Origin of the sequence: Cobetia sp. ICG0124 (genome assembly GCF_004006355.1) — a bacterium.
GTDB lineage: Bacteria > Pseudomonadota > Gammaproteobacteria > Pseudomonadales > Halomonadaceae > Cobetia > Cobetia marina.
In genome coordinates, this window is the sequence record NZ_CP024893.1 from 616,289 (window position 1) to 639,669 (window position 23,381).

At 65.2% G+C, this 23,381-nt stretch carries 17 protein-coding genes and 2 pseudogenes; 9 read left to right on the plus strand and 10 right to left on the minus strand.

What is annotated here, in order from left to right:
- Nucleotides 1–99 precede the first annotated feature (99 nt).
- From CU110_RS02835 to astB, 5 genes are all read left to right on the plus strand, one after another.
- Complete coding sequence (locus CU110_RS02835; RefSeq protein ID WP_077378271.1) at nt 100–1,320, plus strand: aspartate aminotransferase family protein; 1,221 nt, start codon at nt 100–102, stop codon at nt 1,318–1,320.
- Between the two features lie 23 nt (nt 1,321–1,343).
- Complete coding sequence (locus CU110_RS02840; protein ID WP_077378480.1) at nt 1,344–2,405, plus strand: arginine N-succinyltransferase; 1,062 nt, start codon at nt 1,344–1,346, stop codon at nt 2,403–2,405.
- Nucleotides 2,405–3,436 carry an arginine N-succinyltransferase gene (astA, locus tag CU110_RS02845; RefSeq protein WP_077378274.1) on the plus strand — a complete coding sequence of 344 codons (1,032 nt, stop codon included), beginning with the start codon at nt 2,405–2,407 and terminating at the stop codon, nt 3,434–3,436. The genes CU110_RS02840 and astA overlap by 1 nt, the downstream gene beginning before the upstream one ends.
- Nucleotides 3,437–3,588: 152 nt before the next feature.
- The gene (astD, locus tag CU110_RS02850) at nt 3,589–5,088 is read left to right on the plus strand and encodes a succinylglutamate-semialdehyde dehydrogenase (RefSeq protein WP_077378277.1); all 1,500 of its coding nucleotides are present in this window, start codon (nt 3,589–3,591) and stop codon (nt 5,086–5,088) included.
- 100 nt (nt 5,089–5,188) lie between these two features.
- Nucleotides 5,189–6,535 (plus strand): N-succinylarginine dihydrolase, encoded by a 1,347-nt coding sequence (astB, locus tag CU110_RS02855; protein WP_077378280.1) that lies wholly within the window; start codon nt 5,189–5,191, stop codon nt 6,533–6,535.
- Nucleotides 6,536–6,593: 58 nt separating this feature from the next.
- Here the strand turns inward: astB and CU110_RS02860 are convergent, their stop codons facing one another.
- Nucleotides 6,594–7,784 (minus strand): MFS transporter, encoded by a 1,191-nt coding sequence (locus CU110_RS02860; protein ID WP_077378283.1) that lies wholly within the window; start codon nt 7,782–7,784, stop codon nt 6,594–6,596.
- A gap of 18 nt (nt 7,785–7,802) precedes the next feature.
- Between CU110_RS02860 and CU110_RS02865 the strand changes: the two are divergent.
- The 4 genes and pseudogenes from CU110_RS02865 to CU110_RS02880 form a co-directional block, all read left to right on the plus strand.
- A pseudogene (locus CU110_RS02865) lies at nt 7,803–8,270 on the plus strand ((2Fe-2S)-binding protein); the annotation flags it as partial.
- A 133-nt stretch (nt 8,271–8,403) separates the two neighbouring features.
- Entirely contained in the window at nt 8,404–10,785 is a 2,382-nt protein-coding gene (locus CU110_RS02870) for a molybdopterin cofactor-binding domain-containing protein (RefSeq protein ID WP_084207915.1), read from the plus strand.
- 103 nt (nt 10,786–10,888) lie between these two features.
- Nucleotides 10,889–11,932 (plus strand): XdhC family protein, encoded by a 1,044-nt coding sequence (locus CU110_RS02875; protein WP_127734484.1) that lies wholly within the window; start codon nt 10,889–10,891, stop codon nt 11,930–11,932.
- 8 nt (nt 11,933–11,940) lie between these two features.
- Entirely contained in the window at nt 11,941–12,372 is a 432-nt protein-coding gene (locus tag CU110_RS02880) for an NTP transferase domain-containing protein (RefSeq protein WP_127734487.1), read from the plus strand.
- A gap of 406 nt (nt 12,373–12,778) precedes the next feature.
- Here CU110_RS02880 and CU110_RS02885 read toward each other — a convergent pair whose 3' ends face one another.
- From CU110_RS02885 to CU110_RS17830, 9 genes and pseudogenes are all read right to left on the minus strand, one after another.
- Nucleotides 12,779–16,060 carry a multidrug efflux RND transporter permease subunit gene (locus tag CU110_RS02885; RefSeq protein WP_127734489.1) on the minus strand — a complete coding sequence of 1,094 codons (3,282 nt, stop codon included), beginning with the start codon at nt 16,058–16,060 and terminating at the stop codon, nt 12,779–12,781.
- On the minus strand, nt 16,057–17,343 hold the full coding sequence (locus tag CU110_RS02890) for an efflux RND transporter periplasmic adaptor subunit (protein ID WP_084207918.1): 1,287 nt from the start codon (nt 17,341–17,343) through the stop codon (nt 16,057–16,059). The genes CU110_RS02885 and CU110_RS02890 overlap by 4 nt, the downstream gene beginning before the upstream one ends.
- A gap of 22 nt (nt 17,344–17,365) precedes the next feature.
- A complete protein-coding gene (locus CU110_RS02895) occupies nt 17,366–18,130 on the minus strand; it encodes a transporter substrate-binding domain-containing protein (protein ID WP_077378307.1) in 765 nt (254 codons plus the stop codon).
- A 64-nt stretch (nt 18,131–18,194) separates the two neighbouring features.
- The gene (locus CU110_RS02900; RefSeq protein ID WP_077378483.1) at nt 18,195–18,947 is read right to left on the minus strand and encodes an ABC transporter permease; all 753 of its coding nucleotides are present in this window, start codon (nt 18,945–18,947) and stop codon (nt 18,195–18,197) included.
- 41 nt (nt 18,948–18,988) lie between these two features.
- Nucleotides 18,989–19,705, minus strand: a complete 717-nt coding sequence (locus tag CU110_RS02905) for an ABC transporter permease (protein ID WP_084207919.1) — start codon at nt 19,703–19,705, stop codon at nt 18,989–18,991.
- Nucleotides 19,706–19,787: 82 nt separating this feature from the next.
- Nucleotides 19,788–20,615 (minus strand): annotated as a pseudogene (locus CU110_RS02910) (transporter substrate-binding domain-containing protein); the annotation flags it as partial.
- A gap of 116 nt (nt 20,616–20,731) precedes the next feature.
- Nucleotides 20,732–21,532 carry an ATP-binding cassette domain-containing protein gene (locus CU110_RS02915; RefSeq protein WP_077378316.1) on the minus strand — a complete coding sequence of 267 codons (801 nt, stop codon included), beginning with the start codon at nt 21,530–21,532 and terminating at the stop codon, nt 20,732–20,734.
- Nucleotides 21,529–22,158, minus strand: a complete 630-nt coding sequence (locus CU110_RS17825; protein ID WP_346427153.1) for a succinylglutamate desuccinylase — start codon at nt 22,156–22,158, stop codon at nt 21,529–21,531. The genes CU110_RS02915 and CU110_RS17825 overlap by 4 nt, the downstream gene beginning before the upstream one ends.
- The gene (locus tag CU110_RS17830; protein WP_346427154.1) at nt 22,158–23,357 is read right to left on the minus strand and encodes a DUF1338 family protein; all 1,200 of its coding nucleotides are present in this window, start codon (nt 23,355–23,357) and stop codon (nt 22,158–22,160) included. The genes CU110_RS17825 and CU110_RS17830 overlap by 1 nt, the downstream gene beginning before the upstream one ends.
- Nucleotides 23,358–23,381: the final 24 nt, after the last annotated feature.

A 23,381-nucleotide genomic window follows, 5' to 3' on the forward strand; every position in this document is an offset into this window, starting at 1 on the left:
AAAGTCTTTGTCATCTCGCCTCCCTATACTCGGGAGTCATGACCCGTGGCTCGCCGATCATCGGCCTGCCACGCAACGCCCCGCGATGAGGAAGAGACGATGACCCAGCTGACCCGTGCCGATTTCGACCATGCCATGGTGCCCAACTACGCACCCCAGGCTGCCATTCCGGTACGCGGCGAGGGCAGCCGTCTGTGGGATCAGGAAGGTCGTGAGTACATCGACTTCGCCGGCGGCATCGCCGTCACCTCGCTGGGTCACTGCCACCCGGCACTGGTCAAGGCGCTCAAGGATCAGGCCGACAAGGTCTGGCACCTGTCCAACGTCTACACCAACGAGCCGGCCCTGGCGCTGGCCAAGGCGCTGACCGAGCGCACCTTCGCCGACAAGGTCTACTTCTGCTCCTCCGGTGGTGAGGCCAACGAAGCCGCGCTCAAGCTGGCACGTCGTTTCGCCCACGACACCCATGGCGAGAAGAAGGACAAGATCATCTCCTTCCGTCAGTCCTTCCATGGCCGCACCTTCTTCACCGTCAGCGTCGGTGGTCAGCCCAAGTATTCCCAGGGCTTCGGGCCGATTCCGGGCGGGATCCAGCACGCCGAATTCAACAACCTCGACTCCGTGCGCGAGCTGATGGGCGATGACACCTGCGCGATCATCGTCGAGCCGCTGCAGGGCGAGGGCGGCATCATTCCGGGGGAGCAGGCCTTCCTCGAGGGGCTGCGTGAGCTGTGCGACCAGCACGATGCGCTCTTGATCTTCGATGAAGTCCAGAGCGGTGCCGGGCGGACCGGCCACCTCTACGCCTACCAGCACTTCGGCGTGGTGCCGGACATCCTGACCACCGCCAAGGGCATCGGTGGCGGTTTCCCGTTGGGCGCCATGCTGACCACGGATCGCATCGCGCCGGCCATGGCCATCGGCACTCACGGTTCCACCTACGGCGGCAACCCGCTGGCATGTGCGGTGGGGCTGGCGGCGCTCGAGACCATCGACACGCCGGAAGTGCTCGAGGGCGTCGCGCATCGCCACCAACTGCTGCGCAATGGCCTGGAAGGCATCGCCAAGCGTCACGGTGTCTTCAAGGAAGTGCGTGGCATGGGCCTGTTGATCGGTGCCCAGATGGCGCCGGACTATGCGGGCCGTGCCAAGGACATTCTCAATCTGGCGATGGAAGAAGGTCTGATGGTGCTGGTCGCCGGGCCTGACGTGCTGCGTCTGGCACCGTCGCTGGTGATCAGTGAAGCCGAGCTCCAGAGCGGTCTCGACAAGCTCGACCGTGCCGTGGCGAGCTTCGTCGCCGCCTCTGCATCTGCATGAGCAGCGCCATGAGCAGTGCCCCGATGCTGGTGGTGCGGCCTGCCGAAAGCCGCGATCTGCTCGCCCTCGAGCGGCTCGCGGCCTCGGCCACGCCACGCCTGACCAATCTGCCGGCACATCGTGACCGCCTCGAGGAGCGCATCACGCGCTCCCAGCGCAGCCTGCGTGCCGAGATCGATTTTCCCGGTGACGAGATCTACTGCTTCGTGCTCGAGGATCTCGATAGCGGGGAAGTGGTCGGTACCGCCTCGCTGCGCGCCGAGGCTGGCGCGCGGGAGGCCTACTACACCTATCGTCAGGAAACGCTGATCCACGCCTCGCAGCAGCTCAACGTGCGCCATGAAGTGCAGACGCTGTCGCTGTCGCATGAGGTGTCGGATGCCACGCTGCTGTGCGCGCTGTCGCTGGATGCCCGCTACCGCGAGACGGATGCGGACAGCCTGCTGCGTCGTGCACGCATGATGTTCATCGCCCAGTACCCGGAACGCTTCGCCAATGAACTGGCGGTGGCCTTCCCGGGCTATCTGGAAACGCGCGACGAGCGTCAGGTCAGCCCGTTCTGGGACAGCGTCGGCCAGCACTTCTTTGATCGTGATTTCAATGACATCAACCAGATGGCGGGGGTGCGCTCCAAGAGCTTCATCGCCGAGGTGATGCCGCCGTTCCCGCTCTATCTGCCGCTTCTCACGCCCCAGGCGCGCGCTGCCATCGGGCGCGAGAATCCGCGCCACGAGTACGCCATGCAGGAGATGCTCGCCGAAGGCTTCTCGCGCTCGCGCCACGTCGACATCTTCGATGCGGGCCCCTTGCTGCTGGCGGAGTGCGAACGTCTGCACACCTTCAAGCAGTGCGGCTGGCACCCGGTGCGTATCCGTCCGCAGGAAAGCCTGCCGGACGCGGTGCCGGCGATGGTCGCCAACCAGCGGCTCGGCGATTTCCGCTGCGTGCTGGCGCGCTATGCACTGACGCCGACCGGCCAGCTGATGCTGACGCCGCAGCAGGCCGAGGTACTGGGGGTGGAAGAAGGGCGTGCGGTGCTTGCCGTGCCGATGCCCTTGCCGGCGGTCGATGAGGGAGAGCTGTAATGCGTATTCGTCCTATCGCTCGTCACGATATCGAAGGCCTCAAGGTGCTGGCGCGGGAAACCGGCGTCGGCTTCACCTCACTGCCGGACAATCATGAATTTCTCAGCGCCAAGATCGAGCGCACCCTGGCCGCCTTCGAAGGCTGGGAACCCGGCGATGATCGCCTGTACTTCTTCGTGCTCGAGGATGAGCGCGACGGCAGCATCGCGGGCTGCTGCGCCATCGAGGCCTGTGTGGGCACCGATGCGCCGTTCTATCACTACCGGCTCGGCTCGCTGGCGCATTCCTCGGTGCAGCTCGATCTGCATCGCACCCTGGATACGCTGACGCTGTGCTCCGATCACACCGGCGATGCCGAGGTCTGCTCGCTGTTCCTGCGTGAGGGCTGGCGCAAGGACCGCAACGGTGCGCTGCTCTCCAAGGTGCGCTGGCTGTTCATGGCCCAGTTCCGCGAGGCCTTCCCCGACAAGGTGCTGGCCGAGATGCGCGGTGTCTTCACGCCCGAGGGGCGCAGCCCGTTCTGGGAGTGTCTGGGCAGCCACTTCTTTCCGATGGACTTCAATGAGGCCGACCGCCTCACCGGCATGGGCCAGAAGAGCTTCATCGGCGAGCTGATGCCCAAGTTCCCGATCTACACGCCGTTTCTCTCCGAGCAGGCGCGTGCCGCCATCGGGCAGGTGCACGAGCACACCCGCCCGGCGGTGGCGATGCTCAAGAAGGAAGGGCTGCGCTGGGAAGGCTATGTCGACATCTTCGATGGCGGCCCGACGGTCGAGGCCTATATCGATGACGTGCGCGGCGTCCGTGACAGCCAGCTGGCATGTGTCGAGGTGATCGCGTCTGATGCCCCGGCCTGTGAGCGTCCCGCCGTGATGGCCGCCACCACCGGTATGGCGGACTTCCGCGCCAGCTGGATCAGCCATGCTGTCACGCGGGACGACGCGGGTGCCTGCCATGTGCGCCTTCACCGTGATGAGGCCGAACGCCTCGGCGTCACCGGCGGTGACACGCTACGCGTGCTGGCCAGCTGAAGCATTCGCCCCGGGCATCCGCTTCTTTGCGCCATCTCGCAGGCCCATGTCGCCTTGCGTCCTTTTGCCATCAGCGGGGCAGATCGCCAACTGCCCCGTTATCTCCTTGTTCAGCGTCGCTTACGCGGCGCGCCCTTTCGATGAGGCATGCCATGACCACTACGACTCCGACTCCCGCCACACTCAACGTGCGTCAACAGCTCTTCATCGACGGCGCGTGGCAAGCGGGGGAGGCCGAATCCTTCACCAAGACCGACCCCGTCTCCCAGGCACGCCTGTGGCAGGGCGCCTCGGCCACTGCCGAGCAGGTCGAGCAGGCCGTCGCGGCAGCGCGTCAGGCATTCCCGACCTGGGCGCGTCTGGGCTTCGAGGCACGTCTGGCGGTGGTGGAGCGTTTCCGCGATCAGCTGGAGCAGCATCGTGAAGCGCTGGCGATCTGCATCGCCAGTGAAACCGGCAAGCCGCTGTGGGAAGCGCGTACCGAGGTCGGCGCGATGATCGGCAAGATCGCGATCTCGGTGAAGGCCTATCACGAGCGTACCGGCGAGCGCGCCAAGGATGTCGCGGGCACCCAGGCGGTCCTGCGCCACCGCCCGCATGGTGTGATGGCCGTCTTTGGCCCCTACAACTTCCCGGGGCACCTGCCCAACGGCCACATGGTACCGGCGCTGCTGGCGGGCAATGCCTGCGTGTTCAAGCCCTCCGAGCTGACTCCGGCCACCGCCGATCTCACCCTGCAATGCTGGGAGGCCGCGGGCCTGCCGGCCGGCGTGATCAATCTGGTGCAGGGCGCGGCGGACGTCGGTCAGGCCCTGTCCCAGTCCGAGGGCATCGATGGGCTGCTGTTCACCGGCAGTGCCAAGGTCGGCAAGCTGCTTCACCGTCAGTTCGCCGGTCAGGTCGGCAAGCTGCTGGCGCTGGAACTGGGCGGCAACAATCCGCTGGTGGTGCGTGATGTGCAGGATGAAACCGCCGCGGTGCTGGCGATCATCCAGTCGGCCTTCGCCTCGGGCGGTCAGCGCTGCACCTGTGCGCGCCGCCTGATGGTGCCGCAGGGCGAGGTCGGTGATCGTCTGATCGAGGCGCTGGCCACGGCGCTGCGCGAGTTGCGCGTGGCGGGGCAGTTCGAGCAGGACGCGCCCTTCTATGGCGGCTTGGCCAGTGTCGCGGCGGCCGAGGGCCTGCTCAAGGCGCAGGATGATCTCGAAGCGCTGGGCGGCAATGTCCTCGTGCGCATGCAGCAGCTTGAAGAGGGCACCAGTCTGCTCAGCCCGGCGCTGATCGATGTCACCGGCCTTGCGCTCGAGGACGAGGAATTCTTCGGTCCGCTGCTCAAGATCCATCGCTACACCGACTGGGACGAGGCCATCGCGCTGGCCAATGACACCCGCTACGGTCTCTCGGCCGGGCTGATCGGCGGTGAGCGTGCTGACTGGGACGACTTCCTGCTGCGCATTCGCGCCGGCATCGTCAACTGGAACCGCCAGACCACCGGCGCCTCCGGCGACGCGCCCTTCGGTGGCATCGGCGACAGCGGCAACCACCGTCCCAGCGCCTATTACGCGGCCGACTATGTCAGCTATCCGGTCGCCTCGATGGAAGCCGAGGCGCTGGCGCTGCCCGCGACCCTGCCGGCCGGTATCCGTCTGTAAGGCCGTCCGTTCGGGCACCGCTGCCGCTTACCCATTGTTGACCACGACGCTCGCCGTGCCTGCTCCCTGAGGTGCCAAGGCGTCGTGGCAGGAGACCTTCATGTCCGATACTCCGTATCAAGAGATCAATTTCGATGGCCTGGTCGGCCCGACCCACAACTACGCCGGTCTGGCGCATGGCAACGTGGCCTCGATGCGTCACGGCGGGCTGGCCTCCAACCCGCGCGAAGCCGCGTTGCAGGGCCTCGACAAGATGAAGTCGCTGGCGGATCTGGGTTATGCACAGGGGATTCTGCTGCCGCAGCAGCGCCCGGACCTTGGCGCACTGCGTGATCTCGGCTTCACCGGCAGCAATGCCCAGGTGTTGAAGGCGGCCAGCGAGCAGGCACCGCAGCTTCTGCGCGCGGTGTGTTCCGCCTCCAGCATGTGGACGGCGAACGCCGCCACCGTCACGCCCTCGCGCGACAGCGGTGATGGCCGCGTGCACTTCACGCCGGCCAACCTGCAATCCAGTTTCCACCGCTACCTGGAGCCCGCGACCACCGGACGCATCCTCGGTGCCATCTTCGCCGACGATGCCCATTTCGCGCATCATCCTGCGCTGCCCGCGACGCCGGCCTTCTCCGATGAAGGTGCGGCCAATCATACGCGGCTGTGTGATGGCCACGGCGGGCCGGGCGTGCATCTCTACGTCTATGGCCGTCAGGCCTTCGGCGGTGACGGCGTCGAACCGCGTCGCTATCCGGCGCGTCAGACACTGGAAGCCAGTCAGGCCGTCGCGCGTCAGCATGGCCTGAGCGAGGATCAGGTGGTGTTCGCCCAGCAGCATCCGGAGGCCATCGATGCCGGTGTCTTCCACAACGATGTCATCGCGGTGGGCAATGGCCCGGTGCTGTTCTATCACGAGCTGGCCTTCCGCGATGAGGAGGCGGTGCTCAACGAAATTCGCGCGAAACTGTCCACACCGCTGATCCCGATCCGCGTGCCGCTGGAAGCCGTCAGCCTCGAGGATGCCGTCTCCTCCTACCTCTTCAACTCGCAGTTGCTCTCCAATGACGATGGCAGCATGACGCTGGTGGTGCCGGGCGAGTGTCAGGAGAACGAGGCGGTATGGAATGCGCTGCAGAATGCGATTCTGGCCGGCCCGAACCCGATCGGGGAAGTGCTGGTCAAGGACGTCAAGCAGAGCATGCGCAATGGCGGTGGCCCGGCCTGCCTGCGTCTGCGCGTGGTACTGAGTGACGCCGAGCGCGCCGCGCTGTCCGGGCGTGTGATGATGACGGATCAGCTGCACGGCGAGCTGGGTGACTGGGTCAAGCGTCACTATCGTGACAGCCTGACGCCGGCGGATCTCGCCGACCCGCAGCTGGCCGAGGAGACACTGGCGGCGCTGGATGAGCTGACGCGGCTGTTGAAGGTCGGCAATGTCTACGCCTTCCAGCGTTGATCGCCTGGCCCGAGCCCATTGTGGTCTGACATTTGAGAATCAGATGCCGTGGCGCGACTCAGGCCAGTTGTGGCTGCACCATGCGCTTGGGCTCGCGGCGCACCGGCCAGTGCACGAGCGCGGCCAGCAGACCGAAGATGCCGCTGGCGATCCACAGCAGGTCGTAGCTGCCGGTCAGCTGATAGACCACACCACCGCCCCAGGCCCCCAGGAAGGCGCCGACCTGATGCGCGGCCAGCACCATGCCGAACACGAAGGCCTGACGCTTCTGGCCGAAGTAGAGCGCGACGGCCTGGCTGGTCAGTGGCACCGTCGACAGCCACAGCACGCCCATGATCGCGCCGAAGGCGTAGAGCAGCATGCTGCTGGGCGGGATGACCACCATCGCCATCACTAGTGCGGCGCGGCACAGATAGATCAGCATCAACAGCTGCGGCGGGTGACGGCGGCCGCCCCAGGCACCGAACAGGATGGTGCCGGCGATATTGAGCGCGCCGATGATCGCCAGCGTGTTGCCGGCCACGTTCAGGGGCAGACCGCAGGCGACCACGAAATTGGGCAGGTGGGTGGCGATGAAGGCGACGTGCACGCCGCAGACGAAGAAGCCGCCGGCCAGCGCCAGAAAGCGCCGGTCCTGCAGCAGCGGGCCCTGGCTCGGGACATCCTCCGCCTGTGTTTCACTGCCGGCCGGCGGGCGACGCAGCAAGGGCAGGGCCATGGGAATCAGCAGCAGACAGCTGGCGCCGAGCGCCAGCATGGCGATCTTCCAGTCGATCAGCACCAGCATCGGGGTCGCGACCGAGTAGACTAGCTGCCCGAAGGAGCCGCCGGCCGAGGCGATGCCCAGGCCGATGCCACGATGCTGGAGGGGAACCACGCGCGTGACGGCGGCCAGCACCAGCGGGAAGGTGGTCGCCCCGATACCGATGCCGGCCAGCACGCCGGCGCCCAGCATCCACACCGTCGGAGTCGGCCAGAGGGCGGTGACGCCCATGCCGACCGCATAGCACAGGCTGCCGACCAGGAAGACGCTGAGCGTGCCGAAGCGATCCGACAGCTTGCTGGCGATGGGCGCGGCCAGCCCGAAGACCAGATTCTGGATGGCGAGGGCAAATGACAGGCTGCCCATGCCCCAGGCAAGCTCGCTGGCCATCGGTGGCAGCATGAAGCCCATCGCCTGGCGCGCGCCGGTATTGATGGCGAGTATCAGCGCTGCCAGCGCGATCGCCGCCTTCCAGTTGAGTTGCATGTCAGATCCCCCTGCTTCATGCTCCTGAGGAGAAGCCCCTTGGCCAACTTCACTCTGAACGGCAAGGCCGTCAGTCTCGAGGTCGATCCGCAAACCCCGTTGCTTTGGGTGCTGCGTGAACACCTGGGCCTGACCGGTACCAAGTTCGGTTGCGGAATCGCCCAGTGCGGCGCCTGCACCGTGCACCTGAACGGCACCGCGGCGCGCACCTGTGTCCTGCCGGTACTGGCCGCCGAGGGTGGTGACATCGTCACCATCGAGGGGCTGGCCGAGAACGATGACCACCCGCTACAGCAAGCCTGGGTCGAGGAGCAGGTGCCGCAGTGCGGTTACTGCCAGTCCGGCCAGATCATGCAGGCCGCTGACTTCCTCAAGCACACACCGAACCCCACCGATGAGCAGGTCACTGCCGCCATGGCGGGCAACCTGTGTCGTTGCATGGCGTACGTGCGTATCCATCGTGCGGTGAAGCGTGCCGCCGCGATCGCCAGTGAGCGCGACACGGCGCAGGTGATGGGCCAGCAGACCGAGGCCACCGCCGCGACTGCCGGTGTCGGCACATTCGATCCGCGTGCCACGGCAGATGCCGTGAGCCATTCTGCTGCCGAGGAGACATCTCATGGCAAGGTTTGAAGATACGCTGGGCCGGCATCAGCGCGCTCAGGCAGCCACTCGTCACCCCTCGAGCCAGCACGGCATCACGCGGCGTGGTTTTTTGATCGGCAGTGTCGCGGGTTCCGCGATGCTGGCGTTCGGGGTCTCCGGCGCAGCCCTGGCTAGCGGCGCCGATGACGGCCGCTCTGCCAGCGAGACGCTGTCCGCCGGCGCCTTCGAGCCGACCATGTGGTATGCCATCGGCACTGACGGCACCATCACCATCCATATCACCAAGGCCGAGATGGGACAGCACGTCGCCACCAGCCTGGCGCGTCTGGTCATCGAGGAGCTCGAGGCCGATCTGGCCTCCGTCGAGATCGTCTACGTCGACAGCGATCCCAAGTGGGGCTACATGATCACCGGCGGCAGCTGGTCGGTGAATCACAGCTACCAGCCGCTGTCGCAGGCGGGGGCTGCCGGGCGTATCGCGTTGATCGAAGCGGGCGCCAGACAGATGGGCGTGTCTGTCGAGAGCTGCAAGGCGCGCAAGGGCCGTGTCATCAGTGGCGATCAGTCACTGGGCTATGGCGAGATCGTCGCGGCAGGCCTTGAGCGCAGCTTCACGGAAGATGAGCTGGCGGCCATCGAGCTCAAGCCGGCCTCCGAGCGCCGCGTGCTCGGCACCAAGGGCAATGCGCTGGACGTGCCGGCCAAGACCAACGGTCAGGCGGTCTACGGCATCGATTACACCCTGCCTGCCGAGGTGGAAGCCCGTGTCGGCAAGACGCTGCATGCGCGCCCGGTGTTGCCGCCGAGTCGCTTCGGCTGCAAGGTCACGGCCGTGGATGACAGCGAAGCCCAGAAGGTCATCGGCTATCGCCAGACCATTGAGCTCAAGGATCCGTCCGGCATGTGTCAGGGGTGGCTTGCGGTCATCGCCGACAACTTCTCGGCGGCCATGCGTGCCACTGACCTGCTCAAGGTGGAATGGAGCAAGGGCGACAGCTATCACGTCGATGAGGCGGCGATCCAGGCAGAAGGCCAGCGACTGGTCAGCGCCCCGAGTCGTGACAATGGCTCGCTGATGGTGGATCAGGGTGACCCTTCCGCGCTGATCGAAGGTGCGGCGACCACGGTGGAGTCCACCTTCACCACCTCAAGCGTGCTGCACTTCACTCTGGAGCCGGCCAATGCACTGGCCTATGAGGAGGAGGGGCATTGGCATGTCCACTGCGGCAACCAGCAGCAGTCATTGCTGATTCCCCTCGTCGCCAAGGCGCTGGACGTCGAGGATGGCAAGATCACTCACCACCAGCTGTATCTGGGCGGTGGCTTCGGGCGTCGTCTCCACGGTGACTACGCCGTGCCGGCGGCACTGGCGGCCAAGGCCGTGGGGCGTCCGGTCAAGATGATCTTCACGCGCCCGGACGATAGCCGTTTCGATTGCGTGCGCTCGCCCTCGGTGCAGCGTGTGCGTTCCGGTCTGGATGCCGAGGGCCGTGTCGTGGCCTCCGAGCACGCCGCCGCGGCAGGCTGGCCGACTGCCGCGCTGATGCCGAGCTTCCTCGCCGAAGCCGTGGAAGGCGGTGGCAAGCTGGATTCCTTCTCCATCAGTGGCGCGGACCACTGGTACAACGTCGGCACCCAGCGTGTCTGGGCGCAGCAGAACAAGGTCGCTCATGAGGCCTTCGTGCCGGGGTATCTGCGCTCCGTCGCACCGGGCTGGACGCTATGGGCGGTCGAGCAGCACATCGATGAGCTGGCGCAGGCAGCCGAGCAGGATCCGGCTGAATTCCGCCTCTCGCTGCTGGACGCCGAAGGCCGCAATGCCGGCAAGGCGCCGGTCAGCACGGGCGGGGCGGAACGTCTGCGCAACGTGCTCACGCGCGTGATGGAGAAGTCCGGTTGGAGCGAGCGTGACAGCCTGCCGGAAGATACCGGCATGGGCGTGGCGCTGAGCTTCGGTCAGGAACGCAGCATGCCGACCTGGGTGGCCTGCGTGGCACGGGTCAAGGTCGATCGCGCCACTGGCGAGGTCAAGATCGAGAAGCTGACCAGTGTCGTCGATGCCGGTACCCTCGCACACCCGGATGGCGCCATGGCGCAGCTGGAGGGCTCGCTTTTGTGGGGCGTCTCGATGGCGCTGCACGAAGGCACCGAATACCGCGAGGGTGGCCCGGTGGCGCAGAATCTGGGCGCCTACCAGCCGCTGCGCATGCATCAGGTGCCGCAGATGGATCTCGAGTTCGTTGACAGTACCGAGATGCCGGTCGGTCTTGGCGAGCCGGGTACCACGGTGGTCGCACCGGCGGTGGCCAATGCCATCCATCACGCCGTAGGCGTTCGTCTGCGTGATCTGCCGATGCGCCCGGCGGCGCTCAAGGCCGCGCTCAGCGAGGCCTGATCCTCACCGGTGAATGCGTCTGATACCCGCCACTCCGGCATGCCCGGGTGGCGGGTTTCGTGTCTTCTGGCTGGGAGCCGGCTTCCGATATGAGAGATTTTTGATGCAACATCTTGATCTTGAAGTGATCTGTCAGGCGATCGACTGGCTGGCGCCGTCAGATGGCACGCGGCCTGACAGCCCGATCTGGCTGTGTACGGTGCTGTCCACCTTCGGCTCCTCACCGCGTGAGCCGGGCGCCTGGCTGGTGGCGCGTGCCGATGGCCAGCATCGTGGCTCGTTGTCCGGTGGCTGTGTCGAGGAGGACTTCCTGGCGCGCCTGGCGGGAGGCGAATTCACCGCGAGCGCCCAGGTGATCCGCTATGGCGAGGGCGGCCATCAGGGCGCGGGGATCGCCTTGCCGTGCGGTGGCTTGCTGGACGTGCTGGTCGAGCGCTTCACGGCCAGCGAGGCGGACATCGCGCATCTCAAGGCACTGCGCGAGGCACTCGAGGGTCAGACGCCGCGTCTGCGTCAGGTCATGCTGGCGGGGGATGGCGCGCGTACGCTTCAGCAGGACAGCGGGCTGGGGGAGCGGGTCGAGCCACTCAAGGGTCACGAGGGCGAGGCGTACGGCTATCAGCTCAGGGTCGGGCCGGTGGCGCGTCTTCTCTTGGCGGGACTCTCGCCGGTGGCGGAAGCCTGCGCGGCCTTCGCCGTCAGCCTCGGCTTCGAGGTGATCATCTGCGAGCCGCGTGAGGAAGTGCTGGCGGACTGGGATGCCCGCAAGACGTCGCACACCGGTGTCACCCTGCGTCGTGAGCTGCCCTCGCGCTTCATCGCGGCGGGGGGCTGTCATGCGGCCACCGCCGTGGTGGCGCTGACCCATGATCCACGTATTGATGATCTCGCGATGATCGAGGCGGTACGCCAGCCCGCCTTCTACATTGGCGTGATGGGCTCGCAGCGTACCTCTCAGGCGCGCGCCGAGCGGCTGGCGCGCAGTGGCGGGCTCAGCGCTGAGGAAATTGCGCGTATCGTGATGCCGATCGGGCTCAATCTGGGCAGCAAGACGCCGGCCGAGATCGCGCTGGCGGTCATGGCCGATATCGTGCGTATCCGGCGTGGGCGCGCTCGGGAAAGCGGGCGCGCTCGGGAAAGTCTGTGAGACCCGACATGAGTGAGACGATCATTCTGGTGATGGCGGCCGGTCAGAGTCGCCGCTTTGGCAGTGACAAGCGTCAGGCTTGTCTGGCGGATGGCCAGACACTCCTGATGGCGACGCTTTCGCAGGTCATGCCCTGTGAGGTGGACTGGCGTCTGCTGCTGCGTGAGGACGATGATCCCGCCGCACTGCTGGGAGATGACTTCGCGCGTGAGCATGCCCGGCGAATCTGGCGTGCGCCGCAGGCGGGCAACGGCCTCGGCGCCAGTCTCGGCGATGCCTTCCGTCAGCTGAGTGAGGACGCCACCCTGGCGCATGTGCAGGTGGCGGCGGTATGGCTGGCGGACATGGCGCAGATCACGCCGCAGACCTTTCACGCCTTGCACCGTGAGGCAGGGCAGCCCCGGGCATCCGGTGCTGTTCGGGCGGACGCTATGGCGTGAGCTGGCAGCGCTTGAGGGCGGTGAGGGTGCGCGGGAAGTGATCCTTCGACATCGTGATGCCTTGCGTGAGGTGGTCGTCAGCGATGCCGGCATTCTCGAGGATGTCGATACACCGGCGATGCTGCATTCTACAGCGTGCGCACGTCCAGCAGCTTGATGCGCTGGATGCGTGGCTCACCCCAGCTCAGATCCAGCACCCACTCGGCATCGAAATGCGTGTGCAGCACGCTGCCGTCGTGATGCGCGGCGCGGTGCTCGCCGCCCATGCGCAGGGTGGCCGTGTCGAGACTCTCGCGTCGGGCACGTACCCAGCCCAGTGCATGACTGTTGATCAGCAGATCATCTCGGCGCTGTTCCCAATTGGTCAGGAATTCGCTGCCAGTGAGCGTCTCATCCAGCAGCTGGATCACGGCATCGTCTCCCAGCAGCTCGGCCAGCTCGAGGGACGGCGCCAGGCGGTTGAGCAGAGAGAACCAGCGATGCGCGAAGTTCTCGAGTTCAGCCTCAAGGGCCAGATCATTGAAGGTATCGGCGTACATGCTACCCGCTCCCGAGTACGCTTCTCGACCATCCTGCGGATGCCGACATAGAACAGTGGCGTCAGCAACAGGCCGAACACGGTGACGCCGATCATGCCGGAGAACACCGCCACGCCCATCGCCTGGCGCATCTCGCTGCCGGCGCCCGTGGCCAGTACCAGCGGTACCACGCCGGCGGTGAAGGCCACCGAGGTCATCAGGATGGGCCGCAGACGCAGGCGACAGGCCGTCAGCACGGCATCCAGGCGACTCTGACCTTCATGCTGCTGCTCACGGGCGAACTCGACCAGCAGGATGGCGTTCTTGCAGGCCAGCGCCACCAGCACGATCAACCCGATCCGCGTGAAGATGTTGTTGTCGCCTCCCGTCAGCCACACGCCAGCCAGCGCCGACAGCAGCGTCATCGGCACGATCAGGATGATCGCCAGCGGCAGCGACCAGCTCTCGTACTGGGCAGCCAGCACCAGGAACACCAGCAGCACCACCAGCGGGAAGATATAGATCATGGTGTTGCCGGCCAGCACCTGCTGGTAGGTCACCTCCGTCCACTCGTAGCCGATGCCCTGGGGCAGATTGGCTGCCAGCACTTCCTCGATGGCGGCCTTGGCCTGATCACTGGAGACACCCGGTGCCGGCGAGCCGTTGATGTCGGCGCTGACATAGGTGTTGTAGTGCATCACGCGGTCCGGCCCGGTGGTCGGCGTCACCTTGACGAAGCTGCCCAGCGGAATCATGCGCCCGTTGTCGCTGCGCACCTTGAGATTACGGATGTCATCCGGGTCGAGACGCGCCGACTGCTCGGCCTGGGCGCGTACCTGATAGGTCCGCCCGAAGCGGTTGAAGTCATTGACGTACAGCGAGCCCATGTAGATCTGCAGGGTCTCGAAGGCGCGTTCCACCGGGACGCCCATGATCATCGCCTGTTCGCGGTCCACATCGATGTCGTACTGCGGCACCTGGATGCGGAAGCTGGAATAGACGCTGCTCAGGCGCGGGTCGGCATTGCCCTTGGCGGTGATGGTCTGCACGGCGGCGAACAGCTGATCGAAGCCCTGGTTACCGCGGTCCTGCAGCTGCAACTTGAAGCCGCCCGTGGTCCCCAGACCCAGAATCGGCGGCGGCGGGAAGACGGCGACGAAGGCCTCGTCGATGCCGGCAAACTTGCGGTTGAGCTCGGCGGCGATCGCCTGGCCGGAGAGCTGGGGCGACTGGCGATCCTCGAAGTCATCCAGCGGCGTGAACAGGATGCCGGAATTGGAGGCATTGACGAAGCCGTTCACCGACAGCCCCGGGAAGGCCACGGTATGGGCGACCCCCGGTGTCTCGAGTGCCAGCTTCTGCATCTCGTTGATGACCTCGGTGGTGCGATCAAGGCTTGCCGCGTCCGGCAGCTGAGCCATCGCGACCAGATACTGCTTGTCCTGTCCCGGGATGAAGCCGCCGGGCACGCTGTCGAACAGCTTGCCGGTGGCGCCGAGCAGTGCCAGATAGATCACGCCGACGATGACACCGAAGCGCAGCAGCTTCTTGATCAGGCCGGTGTAGCCGTTGGACATGGCATTGAAGGCCCGGTTGAACGGCGCGAACAGCCAGCGTCCGAACAGGCCATCGATGAGGCGTGTCAGCCAGTCCGGCTTGGCACCGTGCGGCTTGAGCAGCAGGGCCGAGAGCGCCGGCGACAGGGTCAGTGAGTTGAAGGCCGAGATCAGCGTCGAGATGGTGATGGTCAGCGCGAACTGCTTGTAGAACTGGCCGCTCAGGCCGCTGATGAAGGCGGTGGGCACGAAGACCGCCGTCAGCACCAGCGCGATGGCGATGATCGGGCCGGTCACCTCGCGCATGGCGATCTGGGTCGCCTCGATGGGAGAGTGGCCCAGCTCGATGTTGCGCTCGACATTCTCCACCACCACGATGGCGTCATCGACCACGATACCGATGGCCAGTACCAGTCCGAACAGCGACAGCGTATTGATCGAGACACCCATCAGCTGCATGACCGCGAAGGTACCGATCAGCGAGACCGGAACCGCGATCAGCGGGATGATCGAGGCGCGCCAGGTCTGCAGGAACAGGATCACCACGATCACCACCAGCAGGATGGCCTCGAACAGGGTATCGATGACCGCCTCGATGGAGCCGCGCACGAAGACGGTGGGGTCGTAGACGATGTCGTAGCTGACGCCATCGGGGAAGGCATCGGACATCTCGCTCATGCGCTCGCGGACCGCATCCGACAGCGCGATGGCATTCGAGCCGGGGCGCTGGAAGATCGGCATCGCCACCGCATCCTTGCCGTCGAGTTGCGCGCGCAGCGAGTAGCTGTCGGCACCCAGTTCGACACGTGCGACATCCTTCAGGCGCGTCAGGCGGCCATCCTCATCGACACGGATGACGATGTTCTCGAATTCCTGCGTGCTCTCGAGACGTCCGCGCACATTGAGCAGGCGCTGGAACTGGTTGTCATCCGGGGCGGGCTGGGCACCGACGGAACCGGCGGCGACCTGCTGGTTCTGGGCGCGCAGCGCACTGATCACGTCACCGGCAGACAGTCCACGCGCCGCCACGGCGTCCGGGTCCAGCCATACGCGCATGGAATACTCGCCAGCACCGAACAGGCGCACGTCACCGACGCCGTCGAGACGGGCGAGGTTGTCCTTGAGATTCAGGCGCGCGTAGTTGGATAGCCACAGCTGGTCATAGCGGCCATCCGGGGAGGTCAGGTGGACCACCATCGTCAGGTTGGGCGAGGCCTTCTCGGTGGTGATGCCGAGCTGCTGCACTTCCTGTGGCAGTCGCGGCGTGGCGCGTGCCACGCGGTTCTGCACCTGCACCTGGGCCTTGTCCAGATCCGTGCCCAGCGCGAAGGTCGCGGTCAGGGTCAGGTTACCGTCGGAGGTCGCCTGGGAGTCCATGTACAGCATGCCTTCGACGCCGGTGATTTCCTGCTCCAGCGGCGTGGCGACGGTCGAACCGATGACTTCCGGGTTGGCGCCCGGGTAGTTGGCGCGCACCACCACGGTAGGTGGCACGACTTCTGGATACTCGGAGATGGGCAGCTGGAACAGTGACAGCAGCCCCGAGATGACGATCAGGATCGACAGCACCGCGGCGAAGACCGGGCGCTTGATGAAGAAGCTGGAGACGTTCACGTACGGCCTCCTGCTGCCTGGCGGTCGGCCTCGGCCAGCGCCGCGGCATCCTGATCATTGTCGTGCGACGGCTGATCCTTCTGGTGTTGCGTCAGGCGAGCGACACGCTCGGCGAGGGCCTTGAGGGCACCATCGTCGGACATCTCGACCAGCTTGGGCGTGATCGGCATGCCCGGGCCTGCCTTGGCGGGGCCGGCGGCCAGCACGCGATCACCGGCGGCCAGGCCATCGGTGACGGCACGCAGCGGGCCAAAGCGCGGGCCAGTGGTGATGCCACGGTAGGCGAGGGTGTCATCTTCGCCGATCACCAGCACGAACTGACGATCCAGATCGGTGCCGATGGCACGCTCCGGGATCAGCACGGCATCGCGAATCTCGGGGGAGGCGATGCGCAGGCGCGCGAAGGCGCCTGGCCGCAGGGCAGGGTCCTCTGCGGCGAAGGTGGCGCCAATGCGCAGGGTACCGGTATCGATGTCGACGCTGTTGTCGATGAAGTCGAGCTCGCCCTGGAACGGGAAGTCCTGCTGGCCTGTCAGCTGCAGTTCCACCGGCAGATGATCCTCGGCGGAGACGTCGGCAAAGTCCTGATTCCAGGTCAGCTCGCTGATGTCGATATAGGCGTCCAGCTGGCGAGTTTCCACCAGGGTGGTCAACACGCTCTGACCGGCTTGAACGGTATTGCCGCGCGTGATGCGGGCATTGGACAGTCGGCCATCGATCGGGGCACGCACCGTGGCGTAGTCGAGATCCAGACGGGCGCGCTCGAGCTGGGCGATGGCGGCCTTGAGCTGGGCGTTGAGACCGGAGACGCTGGTGCTGCGTGAATCGGCTTCCTCGCGGGAGATCAGGTTGCGCTTGACCAGGCTGGCCGCGCGTCCGGATTCACTGCGGGCGTTGGCCAGTTCTGCCTTGACGCGAGCCACCTCGGCTTCCAGACGATCAACCTCGGCCTTGAAGGGGCGCTGATCGAGGCGGACCAGCGGGGTGCCGGCGCTCACCTGACTGCCTTCGGTGAACAGGACCTCTTCGATTTCACCGCTCACGCGCGGGCGCAGCTGTACGCTCTGCGGAGATTCCAGGCGGGTGGTGTAAGTGTGCCAGGCCGCGACCGGCTGAGCCTTGGCCGCGACGACTTCCATCGTGGGAGGTGTCGGCTGGGCGCCAGCGGAAGCCTCGTCATCGCCTTCACTGCAGGCGCTGAGCGCAAGGAGACCGCCAAGGGTCAACAGCAGGGAAGAGGCGATACGAGAAAGGCGCGCCGGACGTGAAGGATGTCTCGACATGGGCATGACATGGGAGGCGATCTTACTTCTTCTCGCCGAAGTACTTGGTGTGGATGGTGTCGTAGGTACCATCGGCCTTCAGTTCCGCCAGTGCGCCGTTGATCTGCTCGGCCAGGTCCTTGTCACGCTTGCGCATGGCGATACCGAAGCCGTCGCCGAAGTATTTCTTGGGCTCGGTGACCACTTCCCCCACGGCCTTGTAGTTGCCGTTGCCGCCATCGATGAGGGTGGACTTGCCGACCGGGAAGTCGAGGAAGGCGATGTCGAGGCGACCCGCATCCATGTCCAGCACCAGGTCATCGGCGGTGGTGTAGCGCTTGACCTCGGCATTCTTGGCGTAGAGATCCGTGACGTAGTTGTCCTGCAGGGTGCCGCGCTGCACGCCGATGGCCTTGCCCGCCAGGGCCTCGGTGGAGGTGGCGCTCAACGCGCTGTCGGACGGCGCGAACCAGGCAGACGGCGGCGTGATGTAGGTGTCGGAGAACAGCACCTTCTCACGGCGTTCTTCGTTGATGGTCATCGAGGACATGATGGCATCGTACTTGCGTGCCATCAGGCCGGGGATGATGCCGTCCCATGCCTGGATGACCCACTCGCAGTCGCGGTTGATCTTCGCGCAGATGGCATTGCCCAGCTCGATGTCGAAGCCGGTCAGCTCGCCGTCCGGTGTCTTGTATTCCATCGGCTCATAAGGCACATCGACGCCGATGCGCAGTGTCTCGGCGGCCTGTGCGCCACCGGCCATCAGTGCTGCACCCAGCAGGGAAATTCCCAGAAGCTTCTTCATGTCGTTCCCGTTCCTCGTTGTTGTTGGTCGAGCTGACGTGTCAGCGACACCAGACGCTCCCTGTTCAATTCAATGGTTTCAAGTGTGCCAGCAGACGTTTCTCCAGCTGCCTGAAGATGGCAATGATGGTGAAGGTCAGACACAGATAGATGGCGGCGACGAACAGGAAGGCCTCGAAGGGGGCATAGAAGCGTGCATAGATGTCACGCGCCGCCCCGGTGAGATCCAGTAGCGTCACCACGCTGCAGATGGCGCTGGCATGCAGCATGAAGATGACTTCATTGCCGTAGGCCGGCAGTGCACGTCGGAAGGCACTGGGCAGAATGATGCGACGCATCATCTTGCCCCGCGACATGCCATAGGCGCGTGCAGCTTCCATCTCGCCCTTGGGCGTGGACTGGATGGCACCATGGAAGATCTCGGTGGTATAGGCCGCGGTATTGAGCACGAAGGCCAGCAGCGCCGGGACGAAGGGGTCACGGAAGTACTCCCACAGCCAGGTGTCCTGAATGCTGGGGACATGCACGCTGGTGATTCCCAACGAGATGTCGAAGCCATCGAAGAACACCACTCCGTAGTAGATCAGGTAAAGCTGGATCAGCAGAGGGGTACCACGGAAGACATAGGTGTACAGGTAGACCGGCATCTTGATCCAGCGGCGGCGCGAGCCGCGCAGGATCGCCAATGGCACGGCCAGCACCAGCCCGATGATCAGCGACAGGAACACCAGCTGCACCGTGGTGACCAGCCCCTCCCAGTAGTGCCAGAGAGTGGTGGCGGTGAAGATGTAGTTGTCGCTCAGCACATCATCGAGCATCTGGCCAAGCTGGGCGATGATGCCTGTCGGGCCCGCATCGTTCAGTTGTTCCATGCGCTGGCCTCCCCGAATCCGGTGTTGTAGCGCTTCTTGAGGCGCGAAAGCCCCCATTCGGACACGGTGGCGATCAGCAGATAGCCCGCCGCGACCGGCAACAGGAAGGTGAAGGGCTCATGGGTCGCCTTGGCGGCCTCGCTGGCGACACGCACCATGTCGACCAGCCCGATCACCGACACCAGGGCGGTGGTCTTGAGCAGTACCATCCAGTTGTTGCCCAGCCCCGGCAGGGCGTGACGCATCATCAGCGGGAAGCGAATGCGCTTGAAGACCTTCCAGTTGCTCATGCCATAGGCACGTCCGGCCTCGATCTGGCCAGCATCCACTGCCATGAAGGCACCGCGGAAGGTCTCACCCATGTAGGCGCCGAAGATGAAGCCGATGGTGATGACGCCCGCGGTGAATTCGTCGACGTTGACGAAGACATCGATGTCATAGCGGTCATACAGCCAGTCGGTGACCATGTTGATGCCGATCTGACCACCGAAGAACAGCAGCAGCATCAACACGATGTCCGGTACGCCACGGATGATGGTGGTGTAGAGCGTCGCGATCCAGCGCAGTGGTGTGGAACGCGACATCTTGGCGGTCGCTGTCATCAGCCCGAGGGCGATGGCCAGCAGCTGGGCCAGCACGGCCAGCTGCACCGTGACCCAGGCACCCTCCAGCAGACTTGGCCCGTAGCCTTGTAGGTCGATCATGGGAATCCTCCCGTGAAGCGCCGTGCAAACCGCTCAGCGGTTTACTGGCTGTTGGCGGTCGCGGGGCGCTGGCGAAGTACTTGGCGTTGAGACGCTCGAGCGTGCCGTCGGCCTTCAGCGTGTCCAGTGCCTCGTCGATGGATTTCTTGAGATCACGATCGCGCTGCTTCATGGCGATGCCGAAGCCGTCACCGAAGTACTTCTTCGGTTCGCTGATGGCGCTGCCGGTATTGACGAAATTGCCATCATTGGCCTCGACCAGGGTGTCCTGACCGACCGGCAGATCAAGGAAGGCGACATCGACGCGACCGCTGTCCATGTCCAGCACCAGATCATCCAGTTTGGTATAGCGACGCACCTCGGCCACGCTGGCGTAGAGGTCGGTGACGTAGTGATCCTGCAGGTTGCCGCGCTGGACACCGATCACCTTGCCCTTGAGAGCCTCGGCATCGAGGCTGTCCGCGCCGGCCAGTGGGCTGTCCGCCTTGACGAACCAGCCGGACGGCGGCGTGAAGTAGGGCGCGGAGAACAGCACCTGACGTTCACGCTCCGGGTTGATGGTCAGCGCGGACATGATGACGTCGTATTTGCGTGCCATCAGGCCCGGGATGATGCCGTCGAAGTCCTGCTCGACCCACTCGCAGCGAGTGGCGAGCTGCTCGCAGATGGCATTGCCCAGCTCGATCTCGAAGCCGGTCAGCTCACCGCTCGGCAGCTTGTAGCCGAAGGGCGCGTAGGGCACGTCGATGCCGAGGCGCAGCGGGTCCGGTACATCGGCGGCCTGCACGGCGCCTGCCGAGATGGCGAGAGTGGAGAGGCCGAGGGTGAGGCCCATCAGGGCGCGTGTCGCGAACTGTTTCATCACTTTCATTCCTGAAATCTCTTGCGCCTCGAGGCCTGCCGATGGCATGGCGCTCGCGGTGCTGAATCATGTGCCGGACACGGGATCACCGTGCCGGGGGAAGCGCCGGCGGAGCGAGCGGTTGATCAGAGCCGTCCGTCAGTCCTGTTCATCAGTCCTGCCTGTCAGTACTTGGGCGCCAGGAACTGCTTGAGTCGCTCTGACTGGGGATTGCCCAGTACCTCAGCCGGATCGCCGGCTTCCTCGACCAGACCCTGATGCAGGTAGACCACCTGACTCGAGACGTCGCGCGCGAAGCTCATCTCGTGGGTCACCACCACCATGGTGCGGCCTTCCTCGGCCAGGTCGCGCATCACCTTGAGCACGTCACCGACCAGTTCCGGGTCGAGTGCCGAGGTCGGCTCGTCGAACAGCATCACTTCCGGCTCCATCGCCAGGGCGCGCGCGATGGCACCACGCTGCTGCTGGCCCCCCGACATCTGGGCCGGGTAGTAGTCGGCGCGTTCGAGCAGGCCGACGCGATCCAGCAGGCTGCGCGCGTGCGCGATGGCTTCTTTCTTTGGCTTGCCGAGCACGTGGATCGGCGCCTCGATGACGTTTTCCAGCAGGGTCATGTGTGACCACAGGTTGAAACCCTGGAAGACCATCGACAGGCGCGCGCGCATGCGCTCGACCTGACGCCAGTCCATCGGCTCGCGACCGCGGCGGGTGTCCTTGAAGCCGATCTGCTCGCCATGGACGAAGATGTCGCCACCGTCCGGCTGTTCCAGCAGGTTCATGCAGCGCAGAAAGGTACTCTTGCCGGAGCCAGAGGCACCGATCAGCGTGATGACGTCGCCCTTGCGTGCCTTGAGCGACAGGCCCTTGAGCACCTGATTGCTGCCGAAGGACTTGGTGATGTCGCGAACCTCGAGGGGCAGCACCTCGCGGTTCGGGGTCTCGATCCCGGGGGATGTCTTGGTCATGCCGTTACTCCGATCCAGACGCAGCTGGCCAGCAGCAAGGCGGCGCGAGCGCCGATCTCGACACTGGCATTGGGGAATACCACGCTCAGCGGCGTGTCCCCGATGATGCAGGGGCCCGCCTGCGCATCCCGGGCGATCAGCGTGCCGGGGGCGAAGCGGGTGAAGTTGGCGACGTCCTCGCTGAAGCACAGCGCGAAGTCTGCGGAGTGGCGCATCAGCTCCACTTCCACCTTGAAGTAATCCATGGCACCGGGATCAGACTCATCCGGCGGCGTTCCAGTGGCTAGAGCCGCGAGCAGGCGGGACATCGGCGCCAGTGCCGCCATGTCATTGGCGCCGAATGGACGCACCTGGCCCAGCTCCAGCGTGAAGGCATCGGCATCATGGTAGTGGCGCGAGTAGTGCGAGAAGGTCCAGCTGTGCTGATGTTGATGCAGCACGGCCTGGAGGCCGGCAGCGCTCAATATCGACCACTGTGAGGGACTGATGGCCTCTCCCTCGCTGAAGGGCACCACGGCAAAGCGCGGGTAGTGACTGTCGCGGATCGCGGTATGCATGTCGTAGTGCAGGTGTCGCGTGCCATCGGCCGGCGGGAAGCGGGCGTAGAAGTCATCCACTGCCGCCATCAGCTGGCGGGCGCGTGCCGGCTCATCATTGGCTGGACAGTCATTGGCCTTGCCGGCAGCCGTCGTCGGAACAGCCGATTGAGGTTGGTCGCATGGAAGCGCTCACCGGTGCGGATGGCGGGTAGGTTGCCCAGAATCAGCAGCAGCGGGGCACCGGCGATCAGGTGGCCGCTCTCGAGACCGGCGATCAGCTCACCCAGCAGTTCGATGGGCGCCGTCTCGTTGCCGTGAATTCCCGCCGAGAGCACGCAGGGGCGAGCCGCAGGCCCTTGGGTGTCCGGACAGATCTCCAGCACGCCGGGGGCGACGATCTCATAGCGCCCACCGGGGATGCGTCCCATGCCACGCGCGCTGGCGTGGCCTTCGAGTGTCAGGTCAAGCCAGTCGGCAATCACGGGGTGGAGTGCTCCGGTGGATTCGAAGATCTTGTCGGCACTGGCGGCCACGAAACCCTGATACAGCTTGCCGTCGGCATCCGGATAGCGACGGGCGAACTCGTAGTAGCAGGTCGCGATCTCGTGCTGCTCGCCGCCGGCGAAAGTGAAGGTCTGGCGGTCGGCGAGGGTGGAGGCCTGCTCCAGCAGGACCTCGGGTGAGCCCTTGATGCGTCCGCCGGCCGGATTGATGCCCAGGCCAAGTGCTTCGACGCGCGTCAGTACCTTGTCGAGCGTGTCATGACGGGTAAGTGCATTGACGCTGATGGTGAAGTGATTGGCACGCAGGCCGATGATCGACAGCCAGGCCGCGTATTCGCTCTCCTCCATCAGACGCTGATACTGCTCGAAGGTCGGCGCGTCCCACAGGCGACCTGACCACAGCACGGAGGGCTGGGTGGCGGCATCCGGCGAGATCTGGCTGACCAGACCATCGATGATCGACTGGGCGCGCTCGGAAAGCTCATGACATTTCAGCTCGGAGAGGAAGACGCGCGGCATGTCGGGAGACGGCGGCAGATAGCCGAAGGCGCGCAGTTTCTTCTCAGCGAAGTCATAGGGGGCGAAGCGGGTGTAGCCGAGCGCCAGCAGATGAGGTTCCAGCGCGCTCAGGGTGATCGGCCCGCGGTCGAAGGTCCGGAAGGCCACGTGGTCGTTGACGATGGTCTCGCCGTCGGCCACGAAGGCATCCTGGATCTGTTGGGCCTGGGGCGTCATGGCGACGTAATCATCCCATAGGGCGCTGAAGAACTGCTGGATATCCATGGCACGAGCTCCCTCTGAACTGAG

Bases quoted from the DNA above. Each gene is read 5' to 3' on its own strand.
- CU110_RS02835 (WP_077378271.1), top strand. From the start codon at position 100: ATGACCCAGCTGACCCGTGCCGATTTCGACCATGCCATGGTGCCCAAC.
- CU110_RS02840 (WP_077378480.1), top strand. From the start codon at position 1,344: ATGCTGGTGGTGCGGCCTGCCGAAAGCCGCGATCTGCTCGCCCTCGAG.
- astA (WP_077378274.1), top strand. From the start codon at position 2,405: ATGCGTATTCGTCCTATCGCTCGTCACGATATCGAAGGCCTCAAGGTG.
- astD (WP_077378277.1), top strand. From the start codon at position 3,589: ATGACCACTACGACTCCGACTCCCGCCACACTCAACGTGCGTCAACAG.
- astB (WP_077378280.1), top strand. From the start codon at position 5,189: ATGTCCGATACTCCGTATCAAGAGATCAATTTCGATGGCCTGGTCGGC.
- CU110_RS02860 (WP_077378283.1), bottom strand. From the start codon at position 7,784: ATGCAACTCAACTGGAAGGCGGCGATCGCGCTGGCAGCGCTGATACTC.
- CU110_RS02870 (WP_084207915.1), top strand. From the start codon at position 8,404: ATGGCAAGGTTTGAAGATACGCTGGGCCGGCATCAGCGCGCTCAGGCA.
- CU110_RS02875 (WP_127734484.1), top strand. From the start codon at position 10,889: ATGCAACATCTTGATCTTGAAGTGATCTGTCAGGCGATCGACTGGCTG.
- CU110_RS02880 (WP_127734487.1), top strand. From the start codon at position 11,941: ATGAGTGAGACGATCATTCTGGTGATGGCGGCCGGTCAGAGTCGCCGC.
- CU110_RS02890 (WP_084207918.1), bottom strand. From the start codon at position 17,343: ATGTCGAGACATCCTTCACGTCCGGCGCGCCTTTCTCGTATCGCCTCT.
- CU110_RS02895 (WP_077378307.1), bottom strand. From the start codon at position 18,130: ATGAAGAAGCTTCTGGGAATTTCCCTGCTGGGTGCAGCACTGATGGCC.
- CU110_RS02900 (WP_077378483.1), bottom strand. From the start codon at position 18,947: ATGCTCGATGATGTGCTGAGCGACAACTACATCTTCACCGCCACCACT.
- CU110_RS02905 (WP_084207919.1), bottom strand. From the start codon at position 19,705: ATGATCGACCTACAAGGCTACGGGCCAAGTCTGCTGGAGGGTGCCTGG.
- CU110_RS02915 (WP_077378316.1), bottom strand. From the start codon at position 21,532: ATGACCAAGACATCCCCCGGGATCGAGACCCCGAACCGCGAGGTGCTG.
- CU110_RS17825 (WP_346427153.1), bottom strand. From the start codon at position 22,158: ATGGCGGCAGTGGATGACTTCTACGCCCGCTTCCCGCCGGCCGATGGC.
- CU110_RS17830 (WP_346427154.1), bottom strand. From the start codon at position 23,357: ATGGATATCCAGCAGTTCTTCAGCGCCCTATGGGATGATTACGTCGCC.